Source organism: Blastopirellula marina (genome assembly GCF_002967765.1).
GTDB lineage: Bacteria > Planctomycetota > Planctomycetia > Pirellulales > Pirellulaceae > Bremerella > Bremerella marina_A.
Window position 1 is genome coordinate 595,277 of sequence record NZ_PUHY01000015.1, and the last position, 25,235, is coordinate 620,511.

At 53.1% G+C, this 25,235-nt stretch carries 25 protein-coding genes; 14 read left to right on the forward strand and 11 right to left on the reverse strand.

Annotated elements, in window-relative coordinates; translation table 11 throughout:
• Positions 1-176 precede the first annotated feature (176 nt).
• The 6 genes from C5Y83_RS26955 to C5Y83_RS26980 are packed head-to-tail and all read left to right on the forward strand — an operon-like array spanning position 177 to position 6,665.
• On the forward strand, positions 177-1,214 hold the full coding sequence (locus tag C5Y83_RS26955) for a LacI family DNA-binding transcriptional regulator (protein ID WP_105333079.1): 1,038 nt from the start codon (positions 177-179) through the stop codon (positions 1,212-1,214).
• Positions 1,211-2,269, forward strand: a complete 1,059-nt coding sequence (locus tag C5Y83_RS26960; RefSeq protein ID WP_105332886.1) for a nucleoside hydrolase — start codon at positions 1,211-1,213, stop codon at positions 2,267-2,269. Before C5Y83_RS26955 ends, C5Y83_RS26960 begins: the two co-directional genes overlap by 4 nt.
• Positions 2,270-2,273: 4 nt before the next feature.
• Positions 2,274-3,212, forward strand: coding sequence for a ribokinase (rbsK, locus tag C5Y83_RS26965; protein ID WP_233207369.1), 939 nt, complete (start codon positions 2,274-2,276; stop codon positions 3,210-3,212).
• A complete protein-coding gene (locus C5Y83_RS26970; RefSeq protein ID WP_105332888.1) occupies positions 3,209-4,171 on the forward strand; it encodes a sugar ABC transporter substrate-binding protein in 963 nt (320 codons plus the stop codon). Before rbsK ends, C5Y83_RS26970 begins: the two co-directional genes overlap by 4 nt.
• Entirely contained in the window at positions 4,168-5,718 is a 1,551-nt protein-coding gene (locus C5Y83_RS26975; RefSeq protein ID WP_105332889.1) for a sugar ABC transporter ATP-binding protein, read from the forward strand. The genes C5Y83_RS26970 and C5Y83_RS26975 overlap by 4 nt, the downstream gene beginning before the upstream one ends.
• Entirely contained in the window at positions 5,715-6,665 is a 951-nt protein-coding gene (locus C5Y83_RS26980; protein WP_233207370.1) for an ABC transporter permease, read from the forward strand. Before C5Y83_RS26975 ends, C5Y83_RS26980 begins: the two co-directional genes overlap by 4 nt.
• Positions 6,666-6,682: 17 nt before the next feature.
• Here C5Y83_RS26980 and C5Y83_RS26985 read toward each other — a convergent pair whose 3' ends face one another.
• The 10 genes from C5Y83_RS26985 to C5Y83_RS27030 form a co-directional block, all read right to left on the reverse strand.
• Positions 6,683-7,768 (reverse strand): dipeptidase, encoded by a 1,086-nt coding sequence (locus C5Y83_RS26985; protein ID WP_105332890.1) that lies wholly within the window; start codon positions 7,766-7,768, stop codon positions 6,683-6,685.
• A complete protein-coding gene (locus C5Y83_RS26990; protein ID WP_105332891.1) occupies positions 7,765-8,706 on the reverse strand; it encodes a 3-hydroxyacyl-CoA dehydrogenase family protein in 942 nt (313 codons plus the stop codon). The genes C5Y83_RS26985 and C5Y83_RS26990 overlap by 4 nt, the downstream gene beginning before the upstream one ends.
• A 12-nt stretch (positions 8,707-8,718) precedes the next feature.
• Entirely contained in the window at positions 8,719-9,564 is an 846-nt protein-coding gene (locus C5Y83_RS26995) for an amidohydrolase family protein (RefSeq protein WP_105332892.1), read from the reverse strand.
• The gene (locus tag C5Y83_RS27000; protein WP_105332893.1) at positions 9,561-10,478 is read right to left on the reverse strand and encodes a dihydrodipicolinate synthase family protein; all 918 of its coding nucleotides are present in this window, start codon (positions 10,476-10,478) and stop codon (positions 9,561-9,563) included. Before C5Y83_RS27000 ends, C5Y83_RS26995 begins: the two co-directional genes overlap by 4 nt.
• Complete coding sequence (locus C5Y83_RS27005; protein WP_105332894.1) at positions 10,475-11,587, reverse strand: alanine racemase; 1,113 nt, start codon at positions 11,585-11,587, stop codon at positions 10,475-10,477. The genes C5Y83_RS27000 and C5Y83_RS27005 overlap by 4 nt, the downstream gene beginning before the upstream one ends.
• Entirely contained in the window at positions 11,581-12,366 is a 786-nt protein-coding gene (locus tag C5Y83_RS27010; protein WP_105332895.1) for an SDR family NAD(P)-dependent oxidoreductase, read from the reverse strand. The genes C5Y83_RS27005 and C5Y83_RS27010 overlap by 7 nt, the downstream gene beginning before the upstream one ends.
• Positions 12,366-13,388, reverse strand: a complete 1,023-nt coding sequence (locus tag C5Y83_RS27015) for a Gfo/Idh/MocA family protein (protein WP_158262539.1) — start codon at positions 13,386-13,388, stop codon at positions 12,366-12,368. Before C5Y83_RS27015 ends, C5Y83_RS27010 begins: the two co-directional genes overlap by 1 nt.
• Positions 13,388-14,218, reverse strand: a complete 831-nt coding sequence (locus C5Y83_RS27020) for an HpcH/HpaI aldolase family protein (RefSeq protein WP_105332897.1) — start codon at positions 14,216-14,218, stop codon at positions 13,388-13,390. Before C5Y83_RS27020 ends, C5Y83_RS27015 begins: the two co-directional genes overlap by 1 nt.
• Positions 14,219-14,437: 219 nt before the next feature.
• Entirely contained in the window at positions 14,438-15,310 is an 873-nt protein-coding gene (locus tag C5Y83_RS27025; RefSeq protein ID WP_146117941.1) for a hypothetical protein, read from the reverse strand.
• A 26-nt stretch (positions 15,311-15,336) separates the two neighbouring features.
• Positions 15,337-16,485: a GntR family transcriptional regulator gene (locus tag C5Y83_RS27030; protein ID WP_105332899.1), complete on the reverse strand. Its 1,149-nt coding sequence runs from the start codon at positions 16,483-16,485 to the stop codon at positions 15,337-15,339.
• Positions 16,486-17,013: 528 nt separating this feature from the next.
• Here C5Y83_RS27030 and C5Y83_RS27035 point away from each other — a divergent pair.
• The 7 genes from C5Y83_RS27035 to C5Y83_RS27065 all read left to right on the forward strand — a co-directional run bounded on the left by C5Y83_RS27035 (position 17,014) and on the right by C5Y83_RS27065 (position 22,450).
• Positions 17,014-17,985, forward strand: a complete 972-nt coding sequence (locus tag C5Y83_RS27035) for a DUF1559 domain-containing protein (RefSeq protein ID WP_105333081.1) — start codon at positions 17,014-17,016, stop codon at positions 17,983-17,985.
• Between the two features lie 55 nt (positions 17,986-18,040).
• Entirely contained in the window at positions 18,041-18,481 is a 441-nt protein-coding gene (locus C5Y83_RS27040; RefSeq protein WP_105332900.1) for a hypothetical protein, read from the forward strand.
• A 63-nt stretch (positions 18,482-18,544) separates the two neighbouring features.
• Positions 18,545-20,011: a hypothetical protein gene (locus C5Y83_RS27045; protein WP_233207371.1), complete on the forward strand. Its 1,467-nt coding sequence runs from the start codon at positions 18,545-18,547 to the stop codon at positions 20,009-20,011.
• Positions 20,012-20,088: 77 nt separating this feature from the next.
• On the forward strand, positions 20,089-20,277 hold the full coding sequence (locus C5Y83_RS27050) for a hypothetical protein (RefSeq protein ID WP_105332901.1): 189 nt from the start codon (positions 20,089-20,091) through the stop codon (positions 20,275-20,277).
• A 14-nt stretch (positions 20,278-20,291) separates the two neighbouring features.
• On the forward strand, positions 20,292-20,843 hold the full coding sequence (locus C5Y83_RS27055) for a phytanoyl-CoA dioxygenase family protein (RefSeq protein ID WP_158262540.1): 552 nt from the start codon (positions 20,292-20,294) through the stop codon (positions 20,841-20,843).
• A 103-nt stretch (positions 20,844-20,946) separates the two neighbouring features.
• Complete coding sequence (locus C5Y83_RS27060; protein ID WP_199195146.1) at positions 20,947-21,951, forward strand: sialidase family protein; 1,005 nt, start codon at positions 20,947-20,949, stop codon at positions 21,949-21,951.
• 25 nt (positions 21,952-21,976) lie between these two features.
• Positions 21,977-22,450 (forward strand): RidA family protein, encoded by a 474-nt coding sequence (locus C5Y83_RS27065; RefSeq protein ID WP_105332903.1) that lies wholly within the window; start codon positions 21,977-21,979, stop codon positions 22,448-22,450.
• A 78-nt stretch (positions 22,451-22,528) separates the two neighbouring features.
• Here the strand turns inward: C5Y83_RS27065 and C5Y83_RS27070 are convergent, their stop codons facing one another.
• Complete coding sequence (locus tag C5Y83_RS27070) at positions 22,529-23,296, reverse strand: DeoR/GlpR family DNA-binding transcription regulator (protein WP_105332904.1); 768 nt, start codon at positions 23,294-23,296, stop codon at positions 22,529-22,531.
• Between the two features lie 228 nt (positions 23,297-23,524).
• Between C5Y83_RS27070 and rpe the strand changes: the two genes are divergently transcribed.
• Positions 23,525-25,198 (forward strand): ribulose-phosphate 3-epimerase, encoded by a 1,674-nt coding sequence (rpe, locus tag C5Y83_RS29515; protein ID WP_158262541.1) that lies wholly within the window; start codon positions 23,525-23,527, stop codon positions 25,196-25,198.
• Positions 25,199-25,235 lie beyond the last annotated feature (37 nt).

A 25,235-nucleotide genomic window follows, 5' to 3' on the forward strand; every position in this document is an offset into this window, starting at 1 on the left:
GGTATTCGCCTCTTTTGCGGAATCACGTGGACTGCTTGCCGCTTGGTGTCTGGCCGTTAGGGAAATTCTGAAGAAACATGTTTGAATCTGGTTGCAATCTGTTTCAAGATTGTGGCACAATCGATTGAGCATAACGATTTGCCTCCATTTTGCTCCTCCCTCCGTCTGTTCAAACCGTGAAGAAAGCTCGCGCCAATTCGACGCTCAGCGATGTCGCTAAGGCCGCCGGCGTGAGCGCATCGACTGCGTCGCGAGCACTAAACGGGCTGGCGCAAAAGTATCGGATCAGTGAAGCGACCGAACAGTTGGTCAAGCAATCGGCTGAGCGTCTCGGCTTTCGTCCAAGTCAAGTCGCGAGATCTTTGCGGTTGCAGCGAACCGGACTGTTGGGGATTGTAGTCCCCGATCTCTCCAATCCGTTCTTTTCAGCGATCGCCCGAGAAGTGACTGTCGCGGCGGGCGAAGAGGGGTTCTCGGCGATCATCGCCGACAGCGATGGCTCGGTCGAGAAAGAACGTGAACTAATCGAGCAAATGGAAGCCAGAAATGTCGAGTCGCTGGTCGTATGTCCGATTGGTCTCGACTTCGCCCATTTGGAAGCGGCCGCAAGTCGTGGTCTTCCGCTGGTGACCGTCGATCGATGTCAGGCTAATTCTTCGCTGGTTCAAGTGACTTCCGATCACCTGACTGGAGCCCATCAAGCGATCGAACTGCTGATTGAAAATGGGCATCAGCGAATTGGGATCTTGCAAGGTCTTCATGGAACGCTACCCAGCGAGCGTCGCCTAAAAGGCGTGCGAGAAGCACTGGCGGTTGCCGGAATCGACTACGACCAAAAGTTGGTAGCGGGCGATTCTTTCACGCAAGAATCGGGATATTGTTCGGCTCGGCAACTTCTCACCGAGTCACCCGATCTGACGGCGCTGTTTGCTATGAGTACGCCGAATGCCTTTGGGGCGTTTCGCGCGGCGAGCGAACTCGGTCGGAAGATTCCCGAAAACCTATCTCTAATCTGCTTCGACGATGTCGCCTTCGTAGAGTTCATGCAGGTCCCGCTGACAACCATTGCCCAAAACGTACCTGAGCTTGGGCGGCGTGCTGCCTTGTTGGCGACCGAACAGATGCAATCAGGCAAGTCTCCTCGTACAAAGATGCACAAAGTCCCCATCAAGCTCATCCAACGAGCATCGGTAGGAAAGGTCCCTCCATTATGAAATGGTTAACGCCCCTTTTAGTTCTTTTCGTTCTTCCCTCCTTAGTGTCCGCCGAAGAATCGCTCAAGCCGGTGCCGATTATCTTTGACACTGATATTGGTAACGATTGCGACGACGTGTTGGCTTTGGCCATGCTGCACGCGCTCGAGTCGCGTGGCGAGTGTAAGCTGTTGGCCGTCACGATTACCAAAGATAACGATCTCGCGGCACCGTTCACCGATTGCGTGAACACTTTTTATGGCCGCGGCGATATCCCGATTGGTGTCTGCCGCAGCGGCGTGACGCCAGAAGAAGGGAAGTTTAATCCGTTGGCCAAGGCGGAAAGTGAAGGGGAAGTGCGTTACCCGCACGATTTGGTATCGGGCAAGAATGCACCCTCCGCAGTGAGCGTTTTGAGGAAGACTCTTGCCGTGGCCGAGGACAATTCGGTTGTGATCTGTCAGGTAGGTTTCTCGACCAACTTGGCAGACTTGCTCGAATCCCCGGCAGATGATTTTAGCAAGCTTGACGGAATGGAACTCGTCAAAAAGAAGGTACGCCTCCTATCGGTAATGGCCGCAGCGTTCACCGACATTCCTGACGGGAAAACGGGGGAACCGAAACGTTACCGCGAATACAATGTTTTCAAAGATGTTCCCTCCGCACGCCGGCTGTTCGATAAGTGGCCAGGGAAAATCGTTTGGAGCGGATTTGAGATCGGGCTGAATCTTCGCTATCCGCACGAAAGCATCGAACGCGATTATGACTACGTCGAGCATCACCCTGTTGCGGAAGCTTACGAGTTGTACATCAAGCCACCGCATGACCGCCCAACTTGGGACCTCACATCGGTACTGGTCGCGGTTCGTCCTGATCACGGATACTTCGACTTGTCGCCGGAAGGTCAGGTGACCGTGGAAGAAGATGGCTATACGAACTTCGTTCCTGGTGAAGGAGGACGCGATCGCTACTTGATCCTGCGTGAAGAGCAGAAGCCACGGATTATCGAAGCGTTGACGCTCCTCTCAAGCGAGCCTCCTCACAATGTCGCAGCGACTTCCGGAAGCGAAAGGTAGTCGGATGCCCAGTTCTGCTAACCCGCCTCGCGTCGTCGTGGTGGGATCGATCAACATGGACCTGGTGCTGACTTGTGCTCAGTTTCCTAAGCCGGGCGAAACGATTGCGGCCGGCTCGTTCAACGAAGTACCAGGTGGCAAAGGCGCAAATCAGGCCGTATCTGCGGCCCAAGCAGGTGCCCAGGTGAAGATGATCGGTCGTGTCGGAGACGACGGGTTTGGCGATCGTCTGATTCAAGGATTGGTCAAACATCGTGTTGATTGCGAATCGGTCATTCGAACCAATCAGTGCGAAAGTGGTTTGGCGCTGATCATCGTGGAAAAAAGTGGCCAGAACACGATTGTCACGGTAGCGGGAGCCAACGGTCAGTTGCTTCCTGAGGACATCGACAGGCTTCGGGCGGTGATTGAAACGTCCGATGTCGTGTTACTGCAACTTGAAGTGCCGCTGGCTACCGTGCATCGCACGATCGAGATCGCGCGCGAGACTGGTAAGCGTGTTATTCTCGACCCAGCACCCATTCCTGACGGGTTGGCCGACGAACTCTTACAAGTTGATTTGATCTGCCCCAATGAACGTGAAGCAGAACAGCTAACAGGGCGATCGATCGAGACGCCCGAGCAAATCGAAGCAGCTGCACGAGCATTGCACCAGCGGGGCGCGAAGCATGTGGTGATTACCCTTGGCGAGCAAGGCGCCTATCTGCTTGACGAACGTGGTGGACGCCTGATTCCTCCCTTCCCAACCGACGTCGTCGATACGACGGCAGCCGGCGATGCCTTTGCTGGTGCGCTGGCGGTTTGGTGGGCCGAAGGAGCAACCGTCGAAGATGCCGTGCGATTTGGGAATGCGGCCGGCGCGATTGCTTCTTCCCGACTGGGCGCCCAACCCAGCATCGGTTCTCGTTCCGATATCGAACACCTCTGGAATACCCAATCATGAAGAATCTATTGCTAATTACATTGCTGTGCCTTTTAGGCGGATGTTCTGGCGAACAATCCGCGAAGCAAGGGACAGGTGGCAAGAATCAATCTGGCAAGCCAAAGATTGCCCTGATCATGAAATCGCTGGCCAACGAGTTCTTCTCGACGATGGCCGATGGAGCGGAGCAGTATCAAGCGGAAAATGCCGAACAGTTCGATCTGGTGGTCAACGGTATCAAAGACGAACGTGACTTAGGACGGCAAGTCTCGTTGGTGGAAGAAATGATCGCTGCCAATGTCGATGCCATTGTGATTGCACCGGCCGATTCGAAGGCTTTGGTTCCTGTCCTTCGTCGCGCCAAAAAAACGGGCATTGTCGTGGTTAACATTGATAATCGACTCGATTCCGACGTACTGAAAGCCGAAGAAGTCGCAATTCCCTTTGTCGGTCCCGACAACAAGGCAGGTGCCAAGAAAGTGGGTGCTTACCTCGCAGGCAAGCTCAAGTCAGGGGACGAAGTTTGCATTCTGGAGGGGATTCGGACCTCATTCAACGGGCAGCAGCGGTTCGCCGGATTCCAAGAGGCAATGAAAGAAGCGAATATCAAGATTGGCGATCATCAATCGGCTGAGTGGGAAATGAGCAAAGCGAATACGATTGCAGCTTCCATGCTCAGCGAGCACCCCAACACGAAAGCCATCCTCGCCGCCAACGATAGTATGGCCTTGGGGGCAGTTGCCGCGGTTAAAGCTGCTGGGAAGAGTGGCGACGTACTAGTCGTTGGCTTCGATAACATCTCAGCCGTCCAACAGGCGATTCAAGAGGGCAAGATCTTAGCAACGGCTGACCAGCATGGCGATCAATTGGCCGTCTTCGGAATCCAGAATGCCTTGAAATTGCTGGAGGACAAGGATGCTGTCGTTGAAGATGTCGAGACGCCGGTCGACTTAATTACGCAAGAGACTCTGGCGAAATGATAGCGATCGACACACCGCTATTAGAAGTTACCGGCCTCACTAAACGTTATGGTGAGCAGACGGTGCTACGGGATTGTCAGCTTGAAGTACGCGCGGGCGAAATTCATACGCTGCTCGGAGGTAACGGCGCCGGTAAGAGCACGATGGTTCGCATTATCGCCGGCCTCGTTAATCGAACGACTGGGCAGATGAAGCTTGCTGGGCAGTCATACGAGCCGAAAAACAAACGAGACGCGGAAGTCGCTGGTGTTGAGATCGTTCAGCAAGAGTTTAACCTCATCCCGACGCTGACCGTCGCCGAGAACCTGTTGCTGACACGATTGCCATCTACCGCTGGCGTGATTAACTATCACGAACTTCATCGACACGCCCAGGCGGCCCTCGACCGGCTGGAACTGTCAGGAATCGCGACCGATGCAATCGTCGAAACGCTGGGAGTCGGGCAGCAGCAAATGATTGAGATTGCCGCAGCACTCGATCGCAAATGTCGCTTACTCATCCTGGACGAACCGACCGCCGCCCTTAGCAATGCCGAAGCGGAGTCGTTATTTCAATGGCTGAACAAGTTGCGTTTCCAAGGTGTCGGAATCATCTATATCAGCCATCGATTGGACGAAGTTTCGCGACTTTCCGATCGCGTTACCGTTCTGCGTGATGGCGGTTATGTCGGAACGTACGAAGCGGCAAACCTGAGTACAGATCAGATGGTTGAGCTGATGACGGGAGATGTGCACTTGGCGACACACCACAATCCACCTGCCAGTTCAACGCACGGAGAGAAAGCTGCGTTGAAAGCGATTGCGTTACAAGTGTCAGGGCTTACTGGTGGAATCGTACAGGATGTTTCGTTCGAAGTTAGTCGGGGCGAGATTCTGGGAATCACGGGGCTGGTCGGTGCCGGTCGATCCGAGTTGCTTCGCCTGATTTTTGGTGCCGACATCGCGACCTCAGGCGACATTCGAATTGGAGCAAGTGATGTGCCTCGTCGCTTCCGCCATCCAAGCGAAGCGGTCGCCGCGGGAGTCGCCATGGTCACCGAAGACCGAAAGAAGAACGGTTTGCTCTTATCGCAGTCGATTCGGATGAATAGTACGTTGGCGGCGTTAGGGAAGTGTTTCCATCGCTGGGGAATCATTCGTTCAGGTGCCGAAGTTGCCTCGACCGAGCAGCACCGTCAATCGATGGAGATTCGCTGCGAATCGATCGAGCAGCACACGAGTACTCTGAGTGGGGGCAACCAACAGAAGGTTGTCATCGCGCGTTGGTTAGCAACGGGGGCAGACGTATTCTTGCTGGATGAACCAACCCGTGGGATCGATGTGCCAGCCCGTCGTCGGATTTACCGCCTTGTCGACACGCTGGCGGCAGAAGGCAAGGGGGTGGTCATGGTCAGTAGCGACCTGGAGGAACTATTGGAGACTTGTGATCGGATTGCTGTGATGTCAAACGGTAAGCTCGTTAAGACATTTGCCCGTCAGGAAATGTCGCACGACGCTATCATGCAAGCAGCGTTTTCAGGTTACCTCGATCGGAGGGCTGAAACGTGAACCAGCGGTACCTCAAAGATCTCGCGTTTCAGTACGGTGGATTGATCGCTGTGCTTATCGCAATGGTGGCTGTTTTTAGTTGGCACAGCGATAACTTCTTACAGCAATCAACGTTCACCACGATCGCCAATGGAATTCCCGAGCTCACTTTAGTCGCCGTCGGAATGACGTTTGTATTAGTGATCGGCGGAATCGACTTGTCGGTCGGAGCGATCTTGGCTTTATCGTCCGCGGTCCTAGGTACGCTGATGGTCGACGCCGGTTGGTCGTTGTGGGCGGCGATACCGGTCTGCTTGCTCAGTGGCGCCCTATGTGGATTGGTCAACGGTTCGATCTCGGTTGGCTTCGCGATACCGTCATTTATTGTGACGTTAGGCATGATGGAGATTGCCCGCGGCTTGACCAAAGTGGTGACCGATTCACAAACGAAATATATCGGTTCAGCCGTGGAGGGTATCGGCGAACCACTTCCGCATCTCCAACTATCGATCGCTTTTCTGTTAGCGCTCGCAGCGGTATTGACCGGGCAGTTCTTACTATCGCGAACCGTTTTCGGGCGATACTGCATTGCGATCGGTACGAATCAAGAGGCCGTGAAAATGTCCGGCATTCGTACCGAACCTTACACAATCACCGTATTTGTGATTAGCGGGCTCTTGTGCGGCCTCGGTGGGCTGACGCAAGCGTCACGTCTCTCGAGCGTAGATCCTAATGCTGCGATCGGCCTCGAACTTTCCGCGATCGCGGCATGCGTAATCGGGGGAACCAGCTTGATGGGAGGGCGAGGAAGTGTCATTCGCTCGTTCATCGGCGTGCTTATTATCGCCATCTTGCAGTCTGGTCTGGCACATATGGGCGTGCCCGATGAACTGAAGCAGATAATCACCGGATCGGTTATTGTCGTCGCGGCGATTATCGATGCGTTGCGAAACTATTTCCGTCACTAGAACCCGATGCCGAGTGGTTACTCGGCAGGAAGGTGCTCGAGAAAGAAACGGAGGTAGTTGCCGTAGAAGATGGCATCGATATCCGTATCGCTGTAGCCGCGACGAGATAAAATCTCGACAAGTAACTGCAGGTCGGCAATCGATTGCAGTTCGCGAGGTGTTTGTTCGGTCCCGAAACCACCATCAAGATCACTGCCAATGCCAACATGTTGGCAGTTGCCGGCCCGTTGGCAGATATGATCGATGTGATTGGCCGCGACTTCGATCGGAACGTCGGTCGGATCGCTTGTTCCGATCTGCCAGCCTGGTTTTAGCATCCAAGCGTCGAAGGCCATGCCAATCACCGCGCCACGAGCAACCAATGCATCGATTTGTTCGTTGGAAAATTGACGATCGCCTGGGGTTAAGTCGCGACACATGTTATGGCTGGCGATTACTGGCCCAGCGAATCGCTCAAGCACCTCGAAGAATGCTGGTTCACTGCAGTGCGTTAAGTCGACAATCATCCCTAGTCTCGTGAACTCGCGAAGAAGTTCACGACCGGCATCGGTTAACGGACCGCTGGAGCCAGTACCAGGAGCGTAAGGGCCCTGGCGATAATGGGAAAGTGAGACGCATCGAAGTCCAAGATCCCACCACAGTTGGGCTTGCTGGGGTGTGCGAATCGGATCGGCTCCCTCCATCGCCATGATCACGCCCAGTGGCGGAATTGAATCGTCCAACCAGACTTGGGAATGTTGCTTCAGGTCGGCTGATGTGCGGATCAGCTGAATTTCGCCGAGTTCTTCGAGCGTGTGATAATAGACGGCCTGACCCCGACCGACACAGTGTGCGATAGTTTGATTTTGAAAGTCGAGATCACGTCGGGAGAAACCTTCGGCAGGCACGACTTCGGGTTTGGATCGCACCAAGACGGTTCCCAAGCAGACGCGGACACCTGCTTTGCGAAGCTCGGGAATTGTAACGGTTGCTCGGCCTCGCGCGGCGTGGTCTTGCATCGAGGACTCGTATTGCCGGACTTCTTCCAGCGGTTTGGTAAGATCACGATTCCAATGCAACGCGTTCCAAGCGAGGTCAAGGTGAGCGTCGATGATCGGTTTCATGCAGGGTCCTTAGCAGAGGGATAATTGAGGTCGGCCAATTCGCGTGTCCGCTTGGTGTTTGCTACCCAGCGGGCTCGCCATTGATCGGCTTCTTCCGGCGTGTAATTATAAAAACCGCGGCAATTAGCGGTTCCTTGAGCTCCGGAATCGACCAACTGCTGCATCATTTTCGGGACAGACTTTTCGCAACTCAGTTCGGGAAATAGTCGCTTCATCGCTTGACCGTAAGCCGCCAAGCCAGTCATATCCATCCAGCGAAACGGCCCAGCGATATCGGCCCAAATCGAAATTGCGTTCGTGAACGCACGATCGATCGTTTCGACGTCCGCGACATCATTTTCTACCAGCCAAAACGCTTCACGATACATTGCATAGGCTAAGCGGTTGACGATAAACCCAGGAACATCTTTCTTGACAACGGTTGGATCTTTGCCGACCTGAGTTCCCACGCTTATCGTAGCCGCAGTTGTCGTATCGTCGGTTTGCTGGCCACGGATGATTTCAAGGAATCGGGTTAGATGACAGGGCTCGCCCCAATGCATGCCAATGACGCGTTCCGGTTGTTGGCAAGCTGATTGTAGCAGTGATATCGGTAGGGCGGATGTGTTGGTTGCTATCGGCACGTTTGCGGCCACGGCAGCTTCGATCTGTCCCAGGACTTGTTGCTTAAGCTCTGGCTCTTCCGGAATGCTTTCGATAACGAATTGGCAATCGACCAATTCAGCAAAATTGGTGGAAGCGATGAAGCGGTCTCGCCAGGTGATGTTCGCCGCCTCGGGAAGATCCGGTAGTGAGATTTCAATGTGTTTCTCGGTGTAGCTGTGGCTTTCTACATTGGGATCGATAGCTACGACACGGATATTGTGAGCCAACAAAACCGTGGCGATCCCACGGCCCATCAAACCGAGGCCGACGATACCAACCGTTTCAAATTGCATGCGAACGTGATCCTAGCCAAGATTCAATAATGGGAGGCTATCTCGATAGATCATTTCTTCGATCTTGGCCTCGTTCAAATGAGGAAGAGGTGTGCCGGCGACCTGGCTGTTGAGTCGCCGTAAGCCTGCGATCGAATCGTTGACCGTAGTGAAGGGGTAATCCGTACCGAAGAGAACTTTGTCCCAGACACCATATTCCTGAACCAGCATCAGCGATTGGTATAACTGAAACGGGCGATAATGAAGCGCCGAAACATCTGCGTACACGTGAGGGTGTTTACGAATCACCGCAACACATTCCCCTTCATATGGATGTCCCAGATGAGCTAGGATCATGCGCTGTTCTGGAAAGCGAATTGCGACCGGATCGAGATGCCGCGGTAAGGTGTATTCCAGCGGAGCCTGAGAAATGAAGGTCGTGCCAGTGTGCAGCAGCACAGGCAATCCATGTTTCTGGGTGTATTCCCAGAAGGGATCCATGTCGGGGGCATCGGGACGGAAGCCAGCGTACATGGACATTAATTTGACGCCACGCAGGCCTAGTTCCTGATGACCATATTCCAGTTCGCTCATCCAGTTAGGTTGGGTAGGATCAATCGCTAAGAAGCCTATCAACGTGTCAGGGTGCGCGGCAACATAATTCGCGATGATATCGTCCTCGACCCAAAGGCCGCTCAAGCGAGCTTTGCCTCCGAAAACGATTGTTCGGATATCATGAGGGGCAGTGTCGCAGTAATCTTGGAAGCGAACGGTCAAATCGACTTCCACTCCGCTACGTGCTCGCTGAGCTTGCTCGCGGAAGGTATCGCCGAAGTGCTTAGGGTATTCCCAATAATGGCTATGGACGTCGATGATCATGATTGATGCAGTACTTCAGTGAGTCGGTCAAACAGGCGATCTACTTCGCTAAGGGTTTCTGGATCGACCTTGTAGCCAACCGGTCCACGGACGATCGTATTGGTGAAAACTTGCTGGCGAACCAGGAGGTGTTTTTCAATTGCTAGGAAGGCATCAAGGCTATGTTGAGCTGCGACGATCGCAGAAATGGGCATCGAAAGTTCGTAGGTCCGGGCCTCGTCGCCCTCTTTCAACGCTTTGTAGAGTGCGACAATTCCATGAATCAAATCGGCTCCTGGCATAGTTCCGACGATCCCACGTCGATAACTATCGACCAAAGCGATGCCGCCGGTCCCTTCAAATATTCGTGCTTTGCCATTGGTCGCATCCCGTAAGGCGGATAGACGAGGCCCGATGGGCGTCGCCTCAGGTTTAAAGAGAACCTTTTCGGCGCCATGCGTGTTCATCAAATCGGCTTGCAATGCAATCGACATTGGCTTGCCTACATAACCGCTGGCATCTTGCACGATCACGGGAATTTCGATCGCCTTGATGATTCCGGTGTAATAGGCGAATAGCTCTTCTTCCATCGCTCCGATGGAAACCGGAGGGATTGCCATGACCGCGGCGGCGCCGACCGATTCCGCATACTTAGCATTCTCTATCGCGATTCGAGTTGATTCGCCACCAACACTGATCACGACCGGGCAGCGGCCATCGATGATCTCGCACGTCTTGCCGGCCAGTTCTCGTTGTTCGGAAAAACTCAATCGCAGCACTTCCGATACCATGGCCATCACCACGCCATCGACGCCACTTTCCAGCAGCCAGTTGAGTTCCTTGGTCAGCACTTGGTAGTCGATATCGCCGTTTTCTTGATACGGCGTCTGGAACACCGGCAAGACACCACCGAGTTGTGTTTGGCTGCTCGTCATGAAAGCATTCCTCTGCTGTCGACCTTGGAAGGCGTGAGATTGTGTTCTGCGTCGTGCAGGATCACTTCATTCTGAAGATTGACGCAGGGGCAGATATGATTCGGAATTATCGAAATGCGATCGCCGACGTTGGGACGATTGGGACAGGCCGAGAAGTCGATCTCGCCATGCTCTTCGCTGAGTCGCGTGATGACGGCAGCGGGATATTCGATGACATGCCCATGCCCTGTAAGCGGGTGAAGCACGTTTCGATCGCTGGTCAACGTCTTGGTACCTGCGTCGACGACTCCTTTCCCTGGTACCGCCGTACTAACCACGGTACAGATAATCGCGGCCGCACAATCTTCTTCTTGGCAGAAGCCAGCTCGCACCGTATTCATATCGTTAAAGATGTAAGTCCCAGGGCGGATTTCTGTTTGCGATTTGATGCAGTGCGATTGATACGCCGTGGGTGTTGAACCTCCCGAAACGATCGGGCAGGGCAGGTCGTTCTCTTGCCACAACGAAATCGCCGCAGCCAGTTTTTCATCGATTGCGTGCAGTGGCGACTCTTGTTCGCCAGCGGGAGCCCAGACTTGACCAGGGTAGAAAAAAATTCCATCGAGTCTCAGCGACTCGCTCTTGGCAACGAGCTTGGCAAGTTCCAGAGAAGCTTCGGCATCGGCCACGCCTGTGCGATCGGCACCGACATTGATATCGATCAAAATGCCGATCATGGAATGTGCGTTCCTAGCCGCTTCCCCCAGCACATGAATCGCATAGGCCGAATCGACTGCCACATGAATGGAGGATGTCTTGGCGAGTTCAGCGATGCGGCGGCGTCGATCAGGATCGATTGCCGGATAAGCAATCAAGATGTCGTCAGAGACGGTTGCCATGACCTCGGCTTCGCCCACTTTGGCGACGGTCAAACCTCGGGATCCGTAGGCGAGCTGACGCTTGGCAAAGAGGACGGACTTATGCGTTTTGGTGTGTGGACGGACTTTGATACTAGCTTTTTCGGCGTACTGATGCAGTTGGGCCAGATTGGCTTCCACGGTAGGAAGATCGATGACCAGACTTGGAGTTGAGACGACGGCGTCTCGCGCTCTCTCGAACTTGTTTACCATGCGGTCCAACCTCCATCGACGACCAGATTGTGGCCGGTAACGTAGCTCGATGCTTCGCTGGCCAGAAAGACGAGCGGTCCGATCAATTCGCTGGGCTGCCCCATGCGTTTTAAAGGACTTTTCTGTTTCAGCTTTTCTACCATGGCTTGCGGTGCTGCAGGAGAAGGGAAAGGACCGGGAGAGAGGGCATTCACGCGAATCTTGTCTTCCGCCCAGTAAACTGCCAAATGTCGCACCATTTGAAGTACGCCCCCTTTGAGGGCATGATAAGCGACGGGGCTCGCGTTGCCGGCTTCTTCATAGGCATCCGGGTAAGAACCGACTAAGCCATACATCGATCCGAGCATCACGACACTTCCGGAACCTTGTCGCTCGACAACATGATTTCGGACGTGACGAGCCAACAAAAAATAACCGCTCGCATTTTGTAGCTGACGGTTGAATTGGTCGGCTGTGACGCGTTTCCAGTCGGCGCCAAGCGGCTCGTGACCATTCGCAACCAAGCTGTCGATCTTGCCAGCAGTGGCAATCGCCGAAGCGAAGCCAGTTTCGATTGAGTCGGGATCGAGGTGATCGATCTGTACGCCGAAATGTTTCGCCTCACCTTGTGTCGGGAGTTCCGCCGCCAATGATTGCGATTTGCTTGCGTTGCGGCTACTCACGATCACCGAGGCGCCAGCTTGAGCAAGTCCCAGCGCCATAGCTTGTCCCAAATAGCCGGAAGCACCGGTTAAAAGGACCGTTCGCCCAATAAGGGAAAACGGATTCTGGCTATCCATTACGCGCGAACCTCCGACAGATTGGTCGACTTCCAAGTCGCTTCTCGCCAGCTCGATATCGCCGCAATGTTCGCTTGCAACGTGGCAATTCCTTCATTCAAGGGACATAAAGGAAGGGACTTGCCTTCAACGGCATCGAGAAAAAGATTGGCTTGGCGTGTGAACAACTCGTCCCTTTCAAAGGGAGGAAGTTGATGATCAGTCCAGGGACCATCGGGCGTACTCATCGTACGCCACCGTTGTTTATGGTTTTCGAGGCGAACCACGCCTTTTTCGCAGACGACGGTGATTGTCAGCTCGTTTGCAGGTTGATGCTGATTGAGGGTGTAAGTTGCCATGATGCCGTTCTCGTGACGGGCAATCGCATGCACAGTGTCCTCGACTTCGACTCCATCCAGAATCTTACGGTCAGCATCGACTACGATCTTCTCCATGTCGCCGACTAACCACTGGGCGGCGTTAAACACGTGAGTAAGGGCGTCTTGAATAGCGCCTCCTCCCGATTCGTGTTCGCGATAATAGGTATCACGGTAAGCAGGCCGATAGGTCGGAAAATGTTGGCCACAATAAGCGATCAATTCTACGGGCCTGCCATAAGAGCCATGCTGGATGGCTTCTCGCATTCGCGAAATCAATGGATTGGCTCGATAAACGTAAGCAACATTGACGGTCTGGTTAGTCGTACTAGCGAAATCTTCCAGTTGACGTGCTTCCTCTAGGTTGAGGCACAAAGGCTTCTCAATCAAGAGATGTAGGCCTGCCTCCAGCAGCTGCAACGATTGTGGGACGTGCAACGGCGCGGGAGTGGCGATAACCGCGCTGTTAAAGTAAGCGTTGCGTGCCTCGTCGAGCGAACCGTAGCTTGGAACGTCAGCGTATCGTTGACTGAGTTCCTCGCGAATCGATTCTCGTGGATCAACGAAGGCCACCTGACAGCGTCCTGTTTGCCGGAAGCAGCGAAGATGGCGATGCCCAATCGAACCGGCTCCGACAATCAGAATACGATGATCGTGCTGAGGCACTAGAGCGACTCCTGATAGTATTTCGCGTTGGAGCGTTCCTTGGACTTCGGACCCGCCAAAGTATTGAATTCCGCCAGTTCCAATTGAATCCTGTCCAGGCCTTGTTTGACGAGCACCAGGTCGCACCCGTAGAAGATCAGCCGTGCACCTTGGTCAACATACTGCTTCGCTTGTGCAGCTGATCCGCAGGTCGCTGCCCAGTTGATGCCTGCCGCCTTTGCGGCTTCGATAACCCGCTGCTGGGCGTCTTGAACTAGCGGATGATTAAACTGCCCGGGGATACCAGAGAGGATAGAGAAGTCACCCGGACCGAGCATCAACATGTCGATGCCAGGTACAGAGGCGATTTCTTCGACGTTGTCCAGAGATTTTGGGTCTTCGATCTGGATAATCAAGAAGGTTTCACGATTCGCATTCTCTAGGTATTCGGCCAGTGGCGTTAGCAAGTAGGGCACATCGGCTCCGCTTGCATCGCAGCCTCGTTCCCCGAGTGGTGCAAACTTGGCCCAGCGCACCACTTCGGCGGCCTCTTCAGCATTGGCACAACGCGGGTACATGATCCCTGACGCCCCGATCTCGAGCATGCGACCCATCCGCATGAACTCTCGATTGGCAGGTCGGGCGACGACGTCCGCTCCACCGACACGTGCGCCACGCATGAGATTCGCGGCACTCTCCATGCTCGTGGCATGATGTTCGAGGTCGATCCAGATGGAATCGAATCCCATCAACCCGACAAGTTCGAAAAGGTCTGGAGAGTTGAGGTGAAGCGACACGCCGAATGCAGGAATGTCTTGGCGTATCTTCGCGAGAACTTTGCTCTGTCGCATGGAGAGTTATCCGATTGAAAGGTGCGGTATGCTGCACGCCGTTGGCTTTGATTTTACACGGTTGCGCTGGCTAGGTAGTGGAGCGTAAGCGATGTTTGAAAATGCAGTAGAGATCGACTCGATGAGTTAGTGCTTGCGGAAGTTGTGAAAAAACGAATGGGGCACACGTATCAAACGGCAGGATGGGGCAAGTGATTGAGATCACTTGTAATGGGTTAACTATTGACTACGTTTAAGCAGTGCGAAGGCTGCTGCCTGACGAAGTGATAGGGGATGCGTTTCCCCGAGGACATCTCCCAGGGGAAAGTCAAATGCTTCGGATCGTAAGGTAAGCTCACGAATCGCAAGCGTTTGGTCACTGGGGTTTTTGCTCTTAAGTAGTTTATGCAGACTGGTCGAACCGCCGGCACTTGCCACGTATGGATATGCAACCGAATCGACAGGCTCGTCCGTCATCGCTGTTTGGACGATTGTCTGGACCTTGTCGGGTACATTATCGAGTTGGCTCAAAACGAAACCGGCCCGCAGGCGAGCGATCGAGTCTTCCGAGCTTAACTGCTTGACGAGTCCATCTAATTGTTGCACAGAAGGGCGTTGTTGATGAAGACGCCACAAAGCAAAACTGCAGCCCGCGTCTTTGGGGTTGCTCATCTCTTGGACGATGGCGAGTTCCGAGCGGTATTCAATCGGCGCTTCGAGTTTGGCCAGTGATTCGAGGGCGTGAAGTCGATCGATTGCCTGTTCATCCAGCAAGACATCACGAATGCGTTCAATATACTTCTCGCGTCGTTCGGCGGGTGTTTCCGCTTGAGCCAGGACCCGCCAAACACCAATCCGAAACGGGGGCGAAGCATTATCGGCCTGAGCCCGAAACGTATCGAGTGTTTTCTCGGCCATTCCAAGGCGAATCAAATACTCAGCCGCATGAACGCTAGTCCATTCTCCCGAGGCTTTCGAAGACTCGATCAAAATCTGCTCGCATCTGGCGGCAGTGTCCGAAGTCAGAGGATCTTCCGCTGCTCGCACATGGATTGTTGATAAAGCGACGAGCGAGACGAAGCACATCAGAAAATAGAACAACCGTTTTGTCAACTTGATTACTTTCGATCGTGCTTTCGTTAGACAGGTCGGCCGCAAGGAGCGAGCGTACTGCCATAGTTAAACGAGAGTGAAATCTGGCGATGTTCGCCGGAGTCTAAGGGGATTTGCCCACGACGCATACGTTCCAGGATCTCAATGGCCTGTTCACCGAGGCTGACTTCGTCGATGGCAACAGAAGCCAGATGGCTCGAAAGTCCACCCCCTCGGAAAACGCCGCCGAAGCCGACGATCGAAACATCCTGCGGGACACGGATTCCTCGCTGTGTTAGCTGCATGTAGACCGTTTCTGCCAAGGAGTCAAACCCGCAGAAGATTGCGGTTGGAGGTTCTGGCTTCTGGAAAAGCCGATCCAATGCCGCATCCGATTCTTGGGAAAGTGATTCATGATCGATACCTGGGCCGGAACCAACGAATACATCGACCGTGGCATCGGAGCCTAGGGCATGGCGAAAACCTTGCAGATACAAGTCGGTTGCCGTGCTTTGCGAACTACCGAAAAACGCCGTGTGCGTGTGGCCTGCTTTACGAATTTCTTCTCCGGCCAGCTTTCCGATGTCCTCGAAGGGAATGGATAACAGCGGAGATTGAACCCCTTGAACCGGACGAGAGCAGCAGACGACCGGGATGTTGTGCTTCTGTAGTTGGCGAATATGGAAGGCTGGTGTCGCGGTCTTGGTGGTTGGAACGATGGCGACCCCGGCTACACGGAGGTCGATCAACTGCAGGATCGCACTGGCCTGTTTGTCGATATCGTTGTTTGAGTTGCAAACAATCACTTGATTGTGCAACTCCGCGGCGGCGTTTTCAAAGCTTCTTTGTAGGGAAGGATAAAACGCCGTTTCCGTTTCTGGCAATACAAGTGCAAACAAGTCCTGTGACTTTCGCAGGCGTTGTTTCGCCTCTTCATGCACAAACGTCCCTTTCCCATGCACACGAAGGACCAGGCCATCCTTCTCAAGAGAGGCAAGAGCCTGACGAACCGTGCTCCGGGCAACTTTTAGATTCTCTGCCAAGCGATTCTCAGAAGGTAGTGCAGCGCCTGACTTTAGGGCACCAGACTCGATCTGTGCAACGACGTAATCTCGGAGTTGTTCGTACTTCGGCTGGTGTGAATTTTCATCTCCGCTAGGGAATTCGGAGAGTTGTGTTGAGCTGTGATGTGGCATTCGGTGTATTTCCTTGTAGTACGTACAACATCATACCTGTGTAATTTGCCGCGTCAATCGTCTTTCATGGACTTAAGAGGCCAGTCCCTAGGATAAATCAACGATATATCGGCTGAAATTGCTAATTGTTAGTTCTGTTGGGGCGTTAGTAAGTGATTGTTTGGAGAACAGAAAGTAAAAAGTTGTCTAAAATAGGTACGTACTTATTGCAATCCAGTTGGGCCATCGATATGCTTTTTTGAAATGTCAGAGATTTAGCGGCCTGCCGCAATTAAATCCACGACACGACTTTCTGCAGCTCTCACAGCTGCAACATGCACATTGGTTGCCCCGCCAGTTTCATGGTCAGGCAGTCAGGCGATTGGCTTCAGTAGAAGTCGAGCAGCCCAGCTCGCTCGGAATTACTGAGAGGCAGCCAAGTGCCCTTCACGAAGGCGGAATAGAGACGACCGGAACGTAGAGAAGAGTGAAGCCCCTTGTCATGCACTGGCCTTATCCACTCACGTATCCTTTTAGGAGTTCTAGTCCATGTTTGTCGAAACTGACCGACAAATCGCCCGACGACGTGCGTTTACGCTTGTCGAACTGCTGGTTGTGATTGCCATTATTGGAGTCCTTGTATCTTTGTTGCTTCCGGCCGTGCAGCAAGCACGCGAAGCGGCACGACGTATTCAATGCGTCAATAACATGAAGCAGATTGGTTTAGCACTGCACAACTACCACGACACCTTCAAGACGTTTCCTCGAACGCCTTGGTGGTACAACGGTGGTGGCGGCAACCAATCGCCTGAATTCTTCAGTGGATTCAGCTGGCGTTGTATGCTGCTACCTTTCCTTGAGCAGGGAGCCATGCACGACCAAATCAATTGGAGCTTGCCTCTTACGGATACCACCGGCACTCCGATGTCGAATATGCAGATTGTTCGATCGCCGATGCCAGCCTACGTCTGCCCTAGCGATCCGACCGGCGAGCTCACCAAGGCAGGTAATCAATACCTGTGGAGCAATTGGTGTTTCCCGCATGGTGGTTGTGATCAAAGTGAATCGGTTGGTGTGACAACTTATAAGGGGCTCGTTGGGATCGGCTTTGATCAGTCGCTATCTACCGTTCCTTATCCTGCCTCCATGTTCGATCGTCGTCGCGGACAGGCCTTACGTATGCGTGATATTACGGATGGAACTTCGAATGAAATCCATGTCATCGAAAGTTCTCCAGAGTTCTATGCATGGTCCGGCTGGGCATCTTGGCACTGTGAAATCTCTTCGCAGAACTCGCCCAACTTTCCTTTCCGATTTTATGGCGGCCCGAATCGTCGAACTGCTACCCAGCATGGTTGGACGCAAGGCTTGTCGGCCAGCAGCTTTCACCCAGGTGGCGTGAATGCGTTGATGGCGGATGCTAGTGTTCATTTCATTCCTGAAACGATCAATCTGGCGGTCTACCAAGGCTTGGTTGCCCCTCAAGATGGGACGCCCGTCGGCGGTTTCAGTAGCAACTAGGCGATTAATTCGAAAAGCCGCTTACCATTTCAGAAGATACAAGGAAAGTCAAACGATGCGTTTCACGAACGATAAGGTCAAGCATCATTTGTACGCAGCCGTCGCAACGATCGCCCTTACGGCGGTCGTTGCAGGATGCGGCTCAAGTCGACCAGATGGCTTACCTGAGACAGCAATCGTCAAGGGAGTCGTCAACCTAAAAGGATCGCCACTCAACGAGGGTGTTGTCCGATTTGTGCCGGATGATACCAGCTGCAATCCGGGTGTCGGCATGATCAATCCTGACGGTTCGTTTGAATTGTCGACTTATGATCGTCTCGATGGAGCCACTGTCGGAAAGCATAAAGTTGTCATTCACGTCGAGCCGCATTTAGATGGCAGTAAGCCTGATCCACCTGTACAAACACCGCGCAAGTATCACGATATCGCAACCACTCCGCTCGAAGTTGAAGTCAAGTCGGGCGAAACCAACGAAATAGTTTTAGACGTCGAATAATCGACTGTGGAGGCATTGTCGGGCAAAAGGCAAGCCTCTCGCACTCCCTGGGGATTTTACAGCATGAAATATTTACCAAGAACCGTTCTATCCGTCGCGATGATGGTCGCCGCCGTCGGTACGACCTTGTCTGCCGAAGAACCCATCGAATTGAACGGTCGTCGCGAGCTATTCGTCGATAAGGCACTTGTCGAATCGATCGATGGGTCGGCAGAGTTCGTCCTGCATCCACCGCACGATGAAGGCGAAGTCTTTCAGTTCGATCAGCCGTGGGAAGGGCTCTTTTGTGGCTACGCCACGATGATCCATGCCGACGGAAAATACCGCTTATACTATCGCGGCATGCCCAAGGCTTTTAGTGACGGTACCACCGTTGAATCAACTTGTTACGCGGAATCGACGGACGGAATCAACTGGACTCGTCCTGAGTTGGGTCTCTACGAATACGATGGCTCGAAGGATAACAACATTATCCTGGCCCAGCTTGCTCCGTTCTCGCACAATTTCAGTCCATTCTATGATGACAGTCCTAACGCCGATCCTAAGCAGCGTTTCAAAGCAATCGCCGGGACAAAGCGTACAGAGCTGCATGGATTTGTCTCGCCCGATGGCATTCATTGGACCAAGCTTCAAGATGAAGCGATCTTCAAAGATCCCAAAGGCGCCTACGACTCGCAGAATATCGCATTCTGGTCGGAAGCCGAAGATTGCTACGTGATCTACTATCGCTACTTCGTCAATGGGCGACGATCGATCGCTCGCACCACGTCGAAGGATTTCGTGAACTGGACTGATCCTGTTTACATGAGCTACAGCAACACCGATTCAGTAACACCACGTAACCACCTCTATACGAATCAGACACAGCCTTACTTCCGTGCACCTCATATCTATGTGGCCACGGCAGCGCGATTCATGCCTGGACGACGTGTACTAACCCCAGAACAGGCTGAGGAAGTTGGCGTTCATGCCAGTTACTTCAACGACACGGCCGACGCCGTATTAATGACTTCGCGTGGTGGTGGTGAGTACGACTGCATGTTCGACGAAGGTTTCATTCGTCCTGGACTCGCATTAGGAAATTGGGTTTCCCGAACGAACTATCCTGTGTTGAACGTGGTTCAAACAGGTCCTGACGAGATGTCGCTCTATGTCAATCAGGAATACGGTCAGCCATCGTCCAATATTCATCGTTATTCGATGCGACTGGATGGATTTGCCTCGGTGAAATCCCGTGGTGAAGAAGGTTCGATCACGACGAAGCCTTTTACCTTCACTGGCGACAAGCTGGCCATCAATTTCGCGACTTCCGCGGCCGGTAGTGTCAAAGTCGAAATCCAAGATGCCGATGGGAATCCGCTACCAGGCTTTACCTTGGACGAGGCTCCTGACACGATTGGTAATGCCATCGATCGCGTTGTTCGCTGGAAAGAAAAGGGGACCGACGTCAGTTCGTTGGCGGGCCAGCCGATTCGTTTAAAGTTTGTCCTGGATGACGCTGATATCTTCGCCTTTCAATTTCAAAAGTAAGCGTTTTAACGAATCGTTTGTGTCGAGTAGGTAGCTTTTCCGTTTGAGATGTGGCAGAGAGTAACGGGAGAACGATCATGTCTGATCAATGGTCTGAAATTCATGAAGTCTACGATCGTGACGGCTTTGTGATCGTTCGCGAGTTTCTCGCTGCAGACGAACTGCTGACACTGCAGAACGAACTATACCGTTACATTCGCGAAGTTGTCCCATCACGACCTTCGAGCGATGTGTTTTACGCCGACCTGCCAATCCAGATTCGCTGAAGCAAATGCATCGGATGGAGTTGGATGCATACTTCGATGAGTATCAACGCTCATCGCGTTGGACGGAACTTGCGGAAAGCTTGCTCGGCGAATCAGTGCACTGCCACGGGGCAGAATGGTTCAATAAGCCACCAGGTAGTACCAGTCCTACGCCTCCACATCAGGATAACTACTACTTTTGTCTAGCACCCCCCAAAGTGTTAACCATGTGGTTGGCTTTGGATGAGATCGACGAAGAGAATGGTTGTTTGAGGTACCAGCCTGGCTCGCATCGCTTTGGTGTTCGTGACCATGCCGCAACGCAAACATCAGGGTTCTCGCAAGCAGTTGCAGACTATACGGAAGAAGAGATACAGCGAGAAGTGCTCGCGTGTGTCAGCCCTGGCGATTTGCTGATTCATCACGGCGATACGATTCATCGAGCGGACGTAAATCGCTCGGCGACGCGCCATCGCCGCAGTTTTGCCATGGTCTTTCAGGCAGCATCTTGTCAACGAGATGAATCCGCATTTGAACGTTACGCGTTACAACGCAAGAAACAGCAACATGAATTGGGAATCGCATAGCTCGATTCCCATCGGCAATCTTTGAAATCCTACCTCGTCATTTGTCCTTGCCTTGCGGGGAGATCCTGCGAGGTTCCCACCTTAAACTACTCAAGAGAGTCAAATGAAATCTGTATTAAGTATCCTCGCATTGGTCGCCTTGCTAACGACCTCGTACGCGGAAGAGGCATCGACCGCCAAGATCGTTGACGTAAAAAAGATTTGGGACGAAGCGCCGCATAACGCTTTTACCGATCTGATTCGGTTCAAGGACAAATGGTACTGCGTCTTCCGCGAGGGGGGCGGTCACGTCTCGAAGGTTGGCTCGCTACGAGTCTTACGTTCCGATGACGGTAAGAATTGGGAATCAGCCTCATTGGTTACCTCCGACACGGCAGATCTCCGGGATGCCAAAATCTCGGTCACGCCTGATGGCAAGCTCTGCTTGGCGGGCGCCGGTGCCCTGCATCAGCCAGCGTCGGCAAAGCACCAGTCTTATATCTGGTATTCGGACGAAGGTGAGAAATGGAGTGATGCGATTCCGATCGGTGATCCGAACTTCTGGATCTGGCGAGTTACCTGGCATGATGGCAAGGCTTATGGTATCGGCTATAGCACGGTCGAGCCTCGCGCAGCCCGTCTCTACAAATCAGAAGATGGAAAGTCCTTCACCCAGGTCGGTGAAAAATTTGATGTCGAAGGCTACGCAAATGAAACCGGTTTGATCTTCTTGGAAGATGGAACTGCTGTCTGTTTGCTGCGACGCGATCCCCCTTCAGCATTGCTCGGAACCGCGAAAGCTCCGTACACCGATTGGACCTGGAAAGATCTGGAAATCCGTGTCGGAGGACCTGAAATCATTCAGCTAAAGGATGGTCGCTTCATTGCGGCGGGTCGTAAGTATCCTGGCGGTGCCAAGACCGCGATTTGGGAAGTTGATCCGAAGCAAGGTAAGCTTTACGAATTGGCCACGCTCCCTTCCGGTGGTGATACCAGCTATCCTGGTCTCGTTGAGTATGATGGGAAACTCTGGATGAGCTACTACTCTTCGCACGAAGGTAAGACGAGCATCTACTTTGCCGAAGTCGAGCTGCCGGAGAGCTCCGTCATCAAAAGTAACGGTGGTTAGATCGAAAGAGAAAGTAGAAGGATTGATGTGCAACCTAGGTGAAAGGGAGTCGGTTCTAGAAAAGCTGGGATTCCCAGTCGATCGGACCACTCCCGAGGGCTCGCTGGTCGATGCCGTGATGGAGGATAACGGAATCCTTTACGCTTCGGGCCAAGTCCCGTTCGATGGCGATCAGTTGAAGTTCGTTGGTAAAGTTCCGTCCGAAGTCTCTTCCGATGAGGCAAAACAAGCGGCTGCGTTATGTGCCGCAAATGTTTTGCGAGCGGTTCGGTCTCACGCTGGTTCACTCGATAAGATTGAGCGTGTGATACGGATCACCGGATATGTGAACTCGGATCTCGACTTTACCGAACAACATTTGATCATTAACGGTGCGTCCGAGTTGGTGCGAGAAGTTTTCGGGGACGCAGGAAAACATGCTCGCACGGCCCTGGGGATGGCGCAACTTCCCCTCGGTGCAAGTGTCGAAGTCGAGATGATCTTGAGGCTCCGTGCTTGAGCTTTCCATGGATCTGATCGCATCGGAAATACAAGACAGGTTCGAGGCGAGCGCTTTCTTAACGAGCGACTCGCCTTTTTATTTTGTGTAGAGTAGCCGCAATCCAAGCCCTGCTTGGTTCTCTAGTTGACGTGAGGTTGCCGTCTGGCGATTCGTGACCATCACATCAAGCTCGTCTAAGTCAGCAATGTGCCGCATCGCATGATGGCCGAATTTAGAATCATCTGCTAAGACGGCGGCGCGATCGGCATGTTTGATCATTAAGCGTTCGCTTTCAACAACATGCTCGTTGTCATTAAATATACCCGCTTCAGTGATGCCCCCTGCAGAAAGAAGTGCCCAATTGGCGTGATACTGCACGATCCCAGCTTGGGCGCTCGGTCCCACCAGTAGCCCGGAACCGGGAAACAGAAACCCACCTGTCAAAAAGACTTCCCATCGACCGCGGCCTGAGCTTCGGCTTTCTATTGCGGCGGCTAAGGTCAGCGAATTGGTGATGATCCTCAGCTTAAGAGGCGGAAGGCAGTAAGCCAACTGCAGCGTCGTTGTTCCCCCGTCAACGAATAAGACATCCCCATCGCGCAACAAGCTACTTGTTCTGCGAGCGATTTCTCGTTTCTCGTCAGCATGCTGCACTTCCCTCGCCGTAAATGGAAGCATGCTTCCTTCGTTGGCCATGCGAATTCCGCCCCGAACTCGCTCAACCAGTCCACTCTCTGCTAATTGATTGAAATCTCGTCGGATAGTCGCCGGACTCGAGGCGAAACGCTCGACGGCTTCGTCCACGTGAAGGACGCCCGTCTCGGCAAGAAGGCGAAGGATATGGTCCTGGCGGTCAGATTGCATGGCGGGCACTGATCACTAGTAATCAAATTCAATCATTGTTTTCTATTGTGATCGATCGCATCTGCACTTGCTATGCTTCTGGATGGTCAATAACTGGAATAATTCATAATTTAAGGGGCGAACGCGGAAATGAGCAGTGTTGATCATTTGTGATCAGATCTTACGATGAGGGAAACGGCTGACGGTCATTTTCTCCCCCCACAGTTTTTGCAACGGTTCTCTCCTGCTATGTCCCTAACGCTAAAGCTTGGCGTCAAAACCGATCCGATTGAGTATCGATACTCGTTTCCTTGGCTGTTTCGCTTGTTGGCCGACGAGGATGTCCGATTGGTGCAGATTGGAACTTGGTTCGAGATGTACCAGCTTCCCGACGAGTTCTTTATTGAATTACGGCAACAGGCCGAGAACCACGGTATCCAGATTGCCAGCATGTTCACTGCCCATCGCGAGTTGGGTGGCTTCTTTCGCGAAGAGGTTGGCTTAGAGCAGGTCGCACGACGCAATTTTGAACGTTACATCGAGATTGGCGCCTTGTTAGGAGCCGATTCGATCGGCTCGAATCCTGGAGCGATCATGCGTGATCGAATGGGTACAAAGTCGCAGGGTGTAGAGTGTTATCTTCAGCACATGCGTGAATTAATGCATTATGCGAAAGAGAAAGGTCTATCTTGGCTCACGATTGAGCCGATGTCCTGTTTGGCTGAACCACCGACACTGCCGGAAGAGGTCGCGGCGATGGGCCAGACATTGATGGACTATCACCATCAGCATCCTGACTCGACCGTACCAATTGGATACTGCGCCGATATCGCACACGGTTATATCAATCAGCAGGATCAGGTCGGTTTCAATCACATCGAGTTGTTCGAGGCAACGTATCCTTGGCTATACGAGTTCCATTTGAAGAATACCGACGCGCGGTTCAATTCGACATTCGGATTCAGCCCTGAAGAGCGTGCGAAAGGCATCGTCGACGTTGCACAGTTCCGTCAGCTCTTGCTGGACAATGCCGACAAACTACCGGTAAGCGAGATGACCGGATATCTAGAAATCGGCGGACCTAAACTTGGCCGTGACTATAGTGACCATCATCTAGAAGAAATGCTTCGCTCTTCGTTGCGGCACTTGAAAGAGACATTTCTCGGGGAAGGCAGCGAGCCCCCAGGAGCTACGACTCCGGTTGCTTTTACTTCGGCGAATCCAGTCGAGATTTCCCCGTCCATGATGTGTGTCGATCCGCTGAACTTCGAGGCTGCTTTGCGACAAGTTGAACGAGTTGGCGTCGACATGCTACACCTCGATATCATGGACGGCCATTTCGTTCCGAACATGCCGATGGGATTAGGGGTTATCGATGCCCTTCAAAAGGCGACCGACTTACCGCTCGATGTTCACTTGATGGTGGCTGACAACGATTTCTTTGTCGAGCAACTAGCGAACATGGGCGTGAGCCAGGTTTCGGTCCATTTGGAATCATCGACCCACCTCGATCGCACGTTGGCTCGCATTCGGGAACTTGGGATGAAGGCCGGGGTCGCGATAAATCCCAGCACGCCACTCGCCGCGATCGATTATGTTCTGGAGCGAATCGACTACGTTTTGATAATGACTGTAAACCCCGGCTACGCTGGGCAGGCAATGACGCCAGCTTCGCTGCGCAAGATTGCCGACTGTCGAGACTTTTTGGCGGCAAGTGGATTCGACTTGCCGATTCAAGTCGATGGGAACGTTAGCTTCGACAACATTCCTGGGATGGTCGCGGCCGGAGCTACCAATCTGGTTGCTGGAACGAGCAGTCTGTTCCATCGTTCCGCTTCGATGAATGAAAATAAAGCTCGCATGCTCGACGCAATCAAGGCAGGGCTTTCAGCCCGTGGCGAGTCTTCCATAACATCTGCTTAGCCTCAATCGCCCCACGAAAGTTGTTCAAGGTATCGGT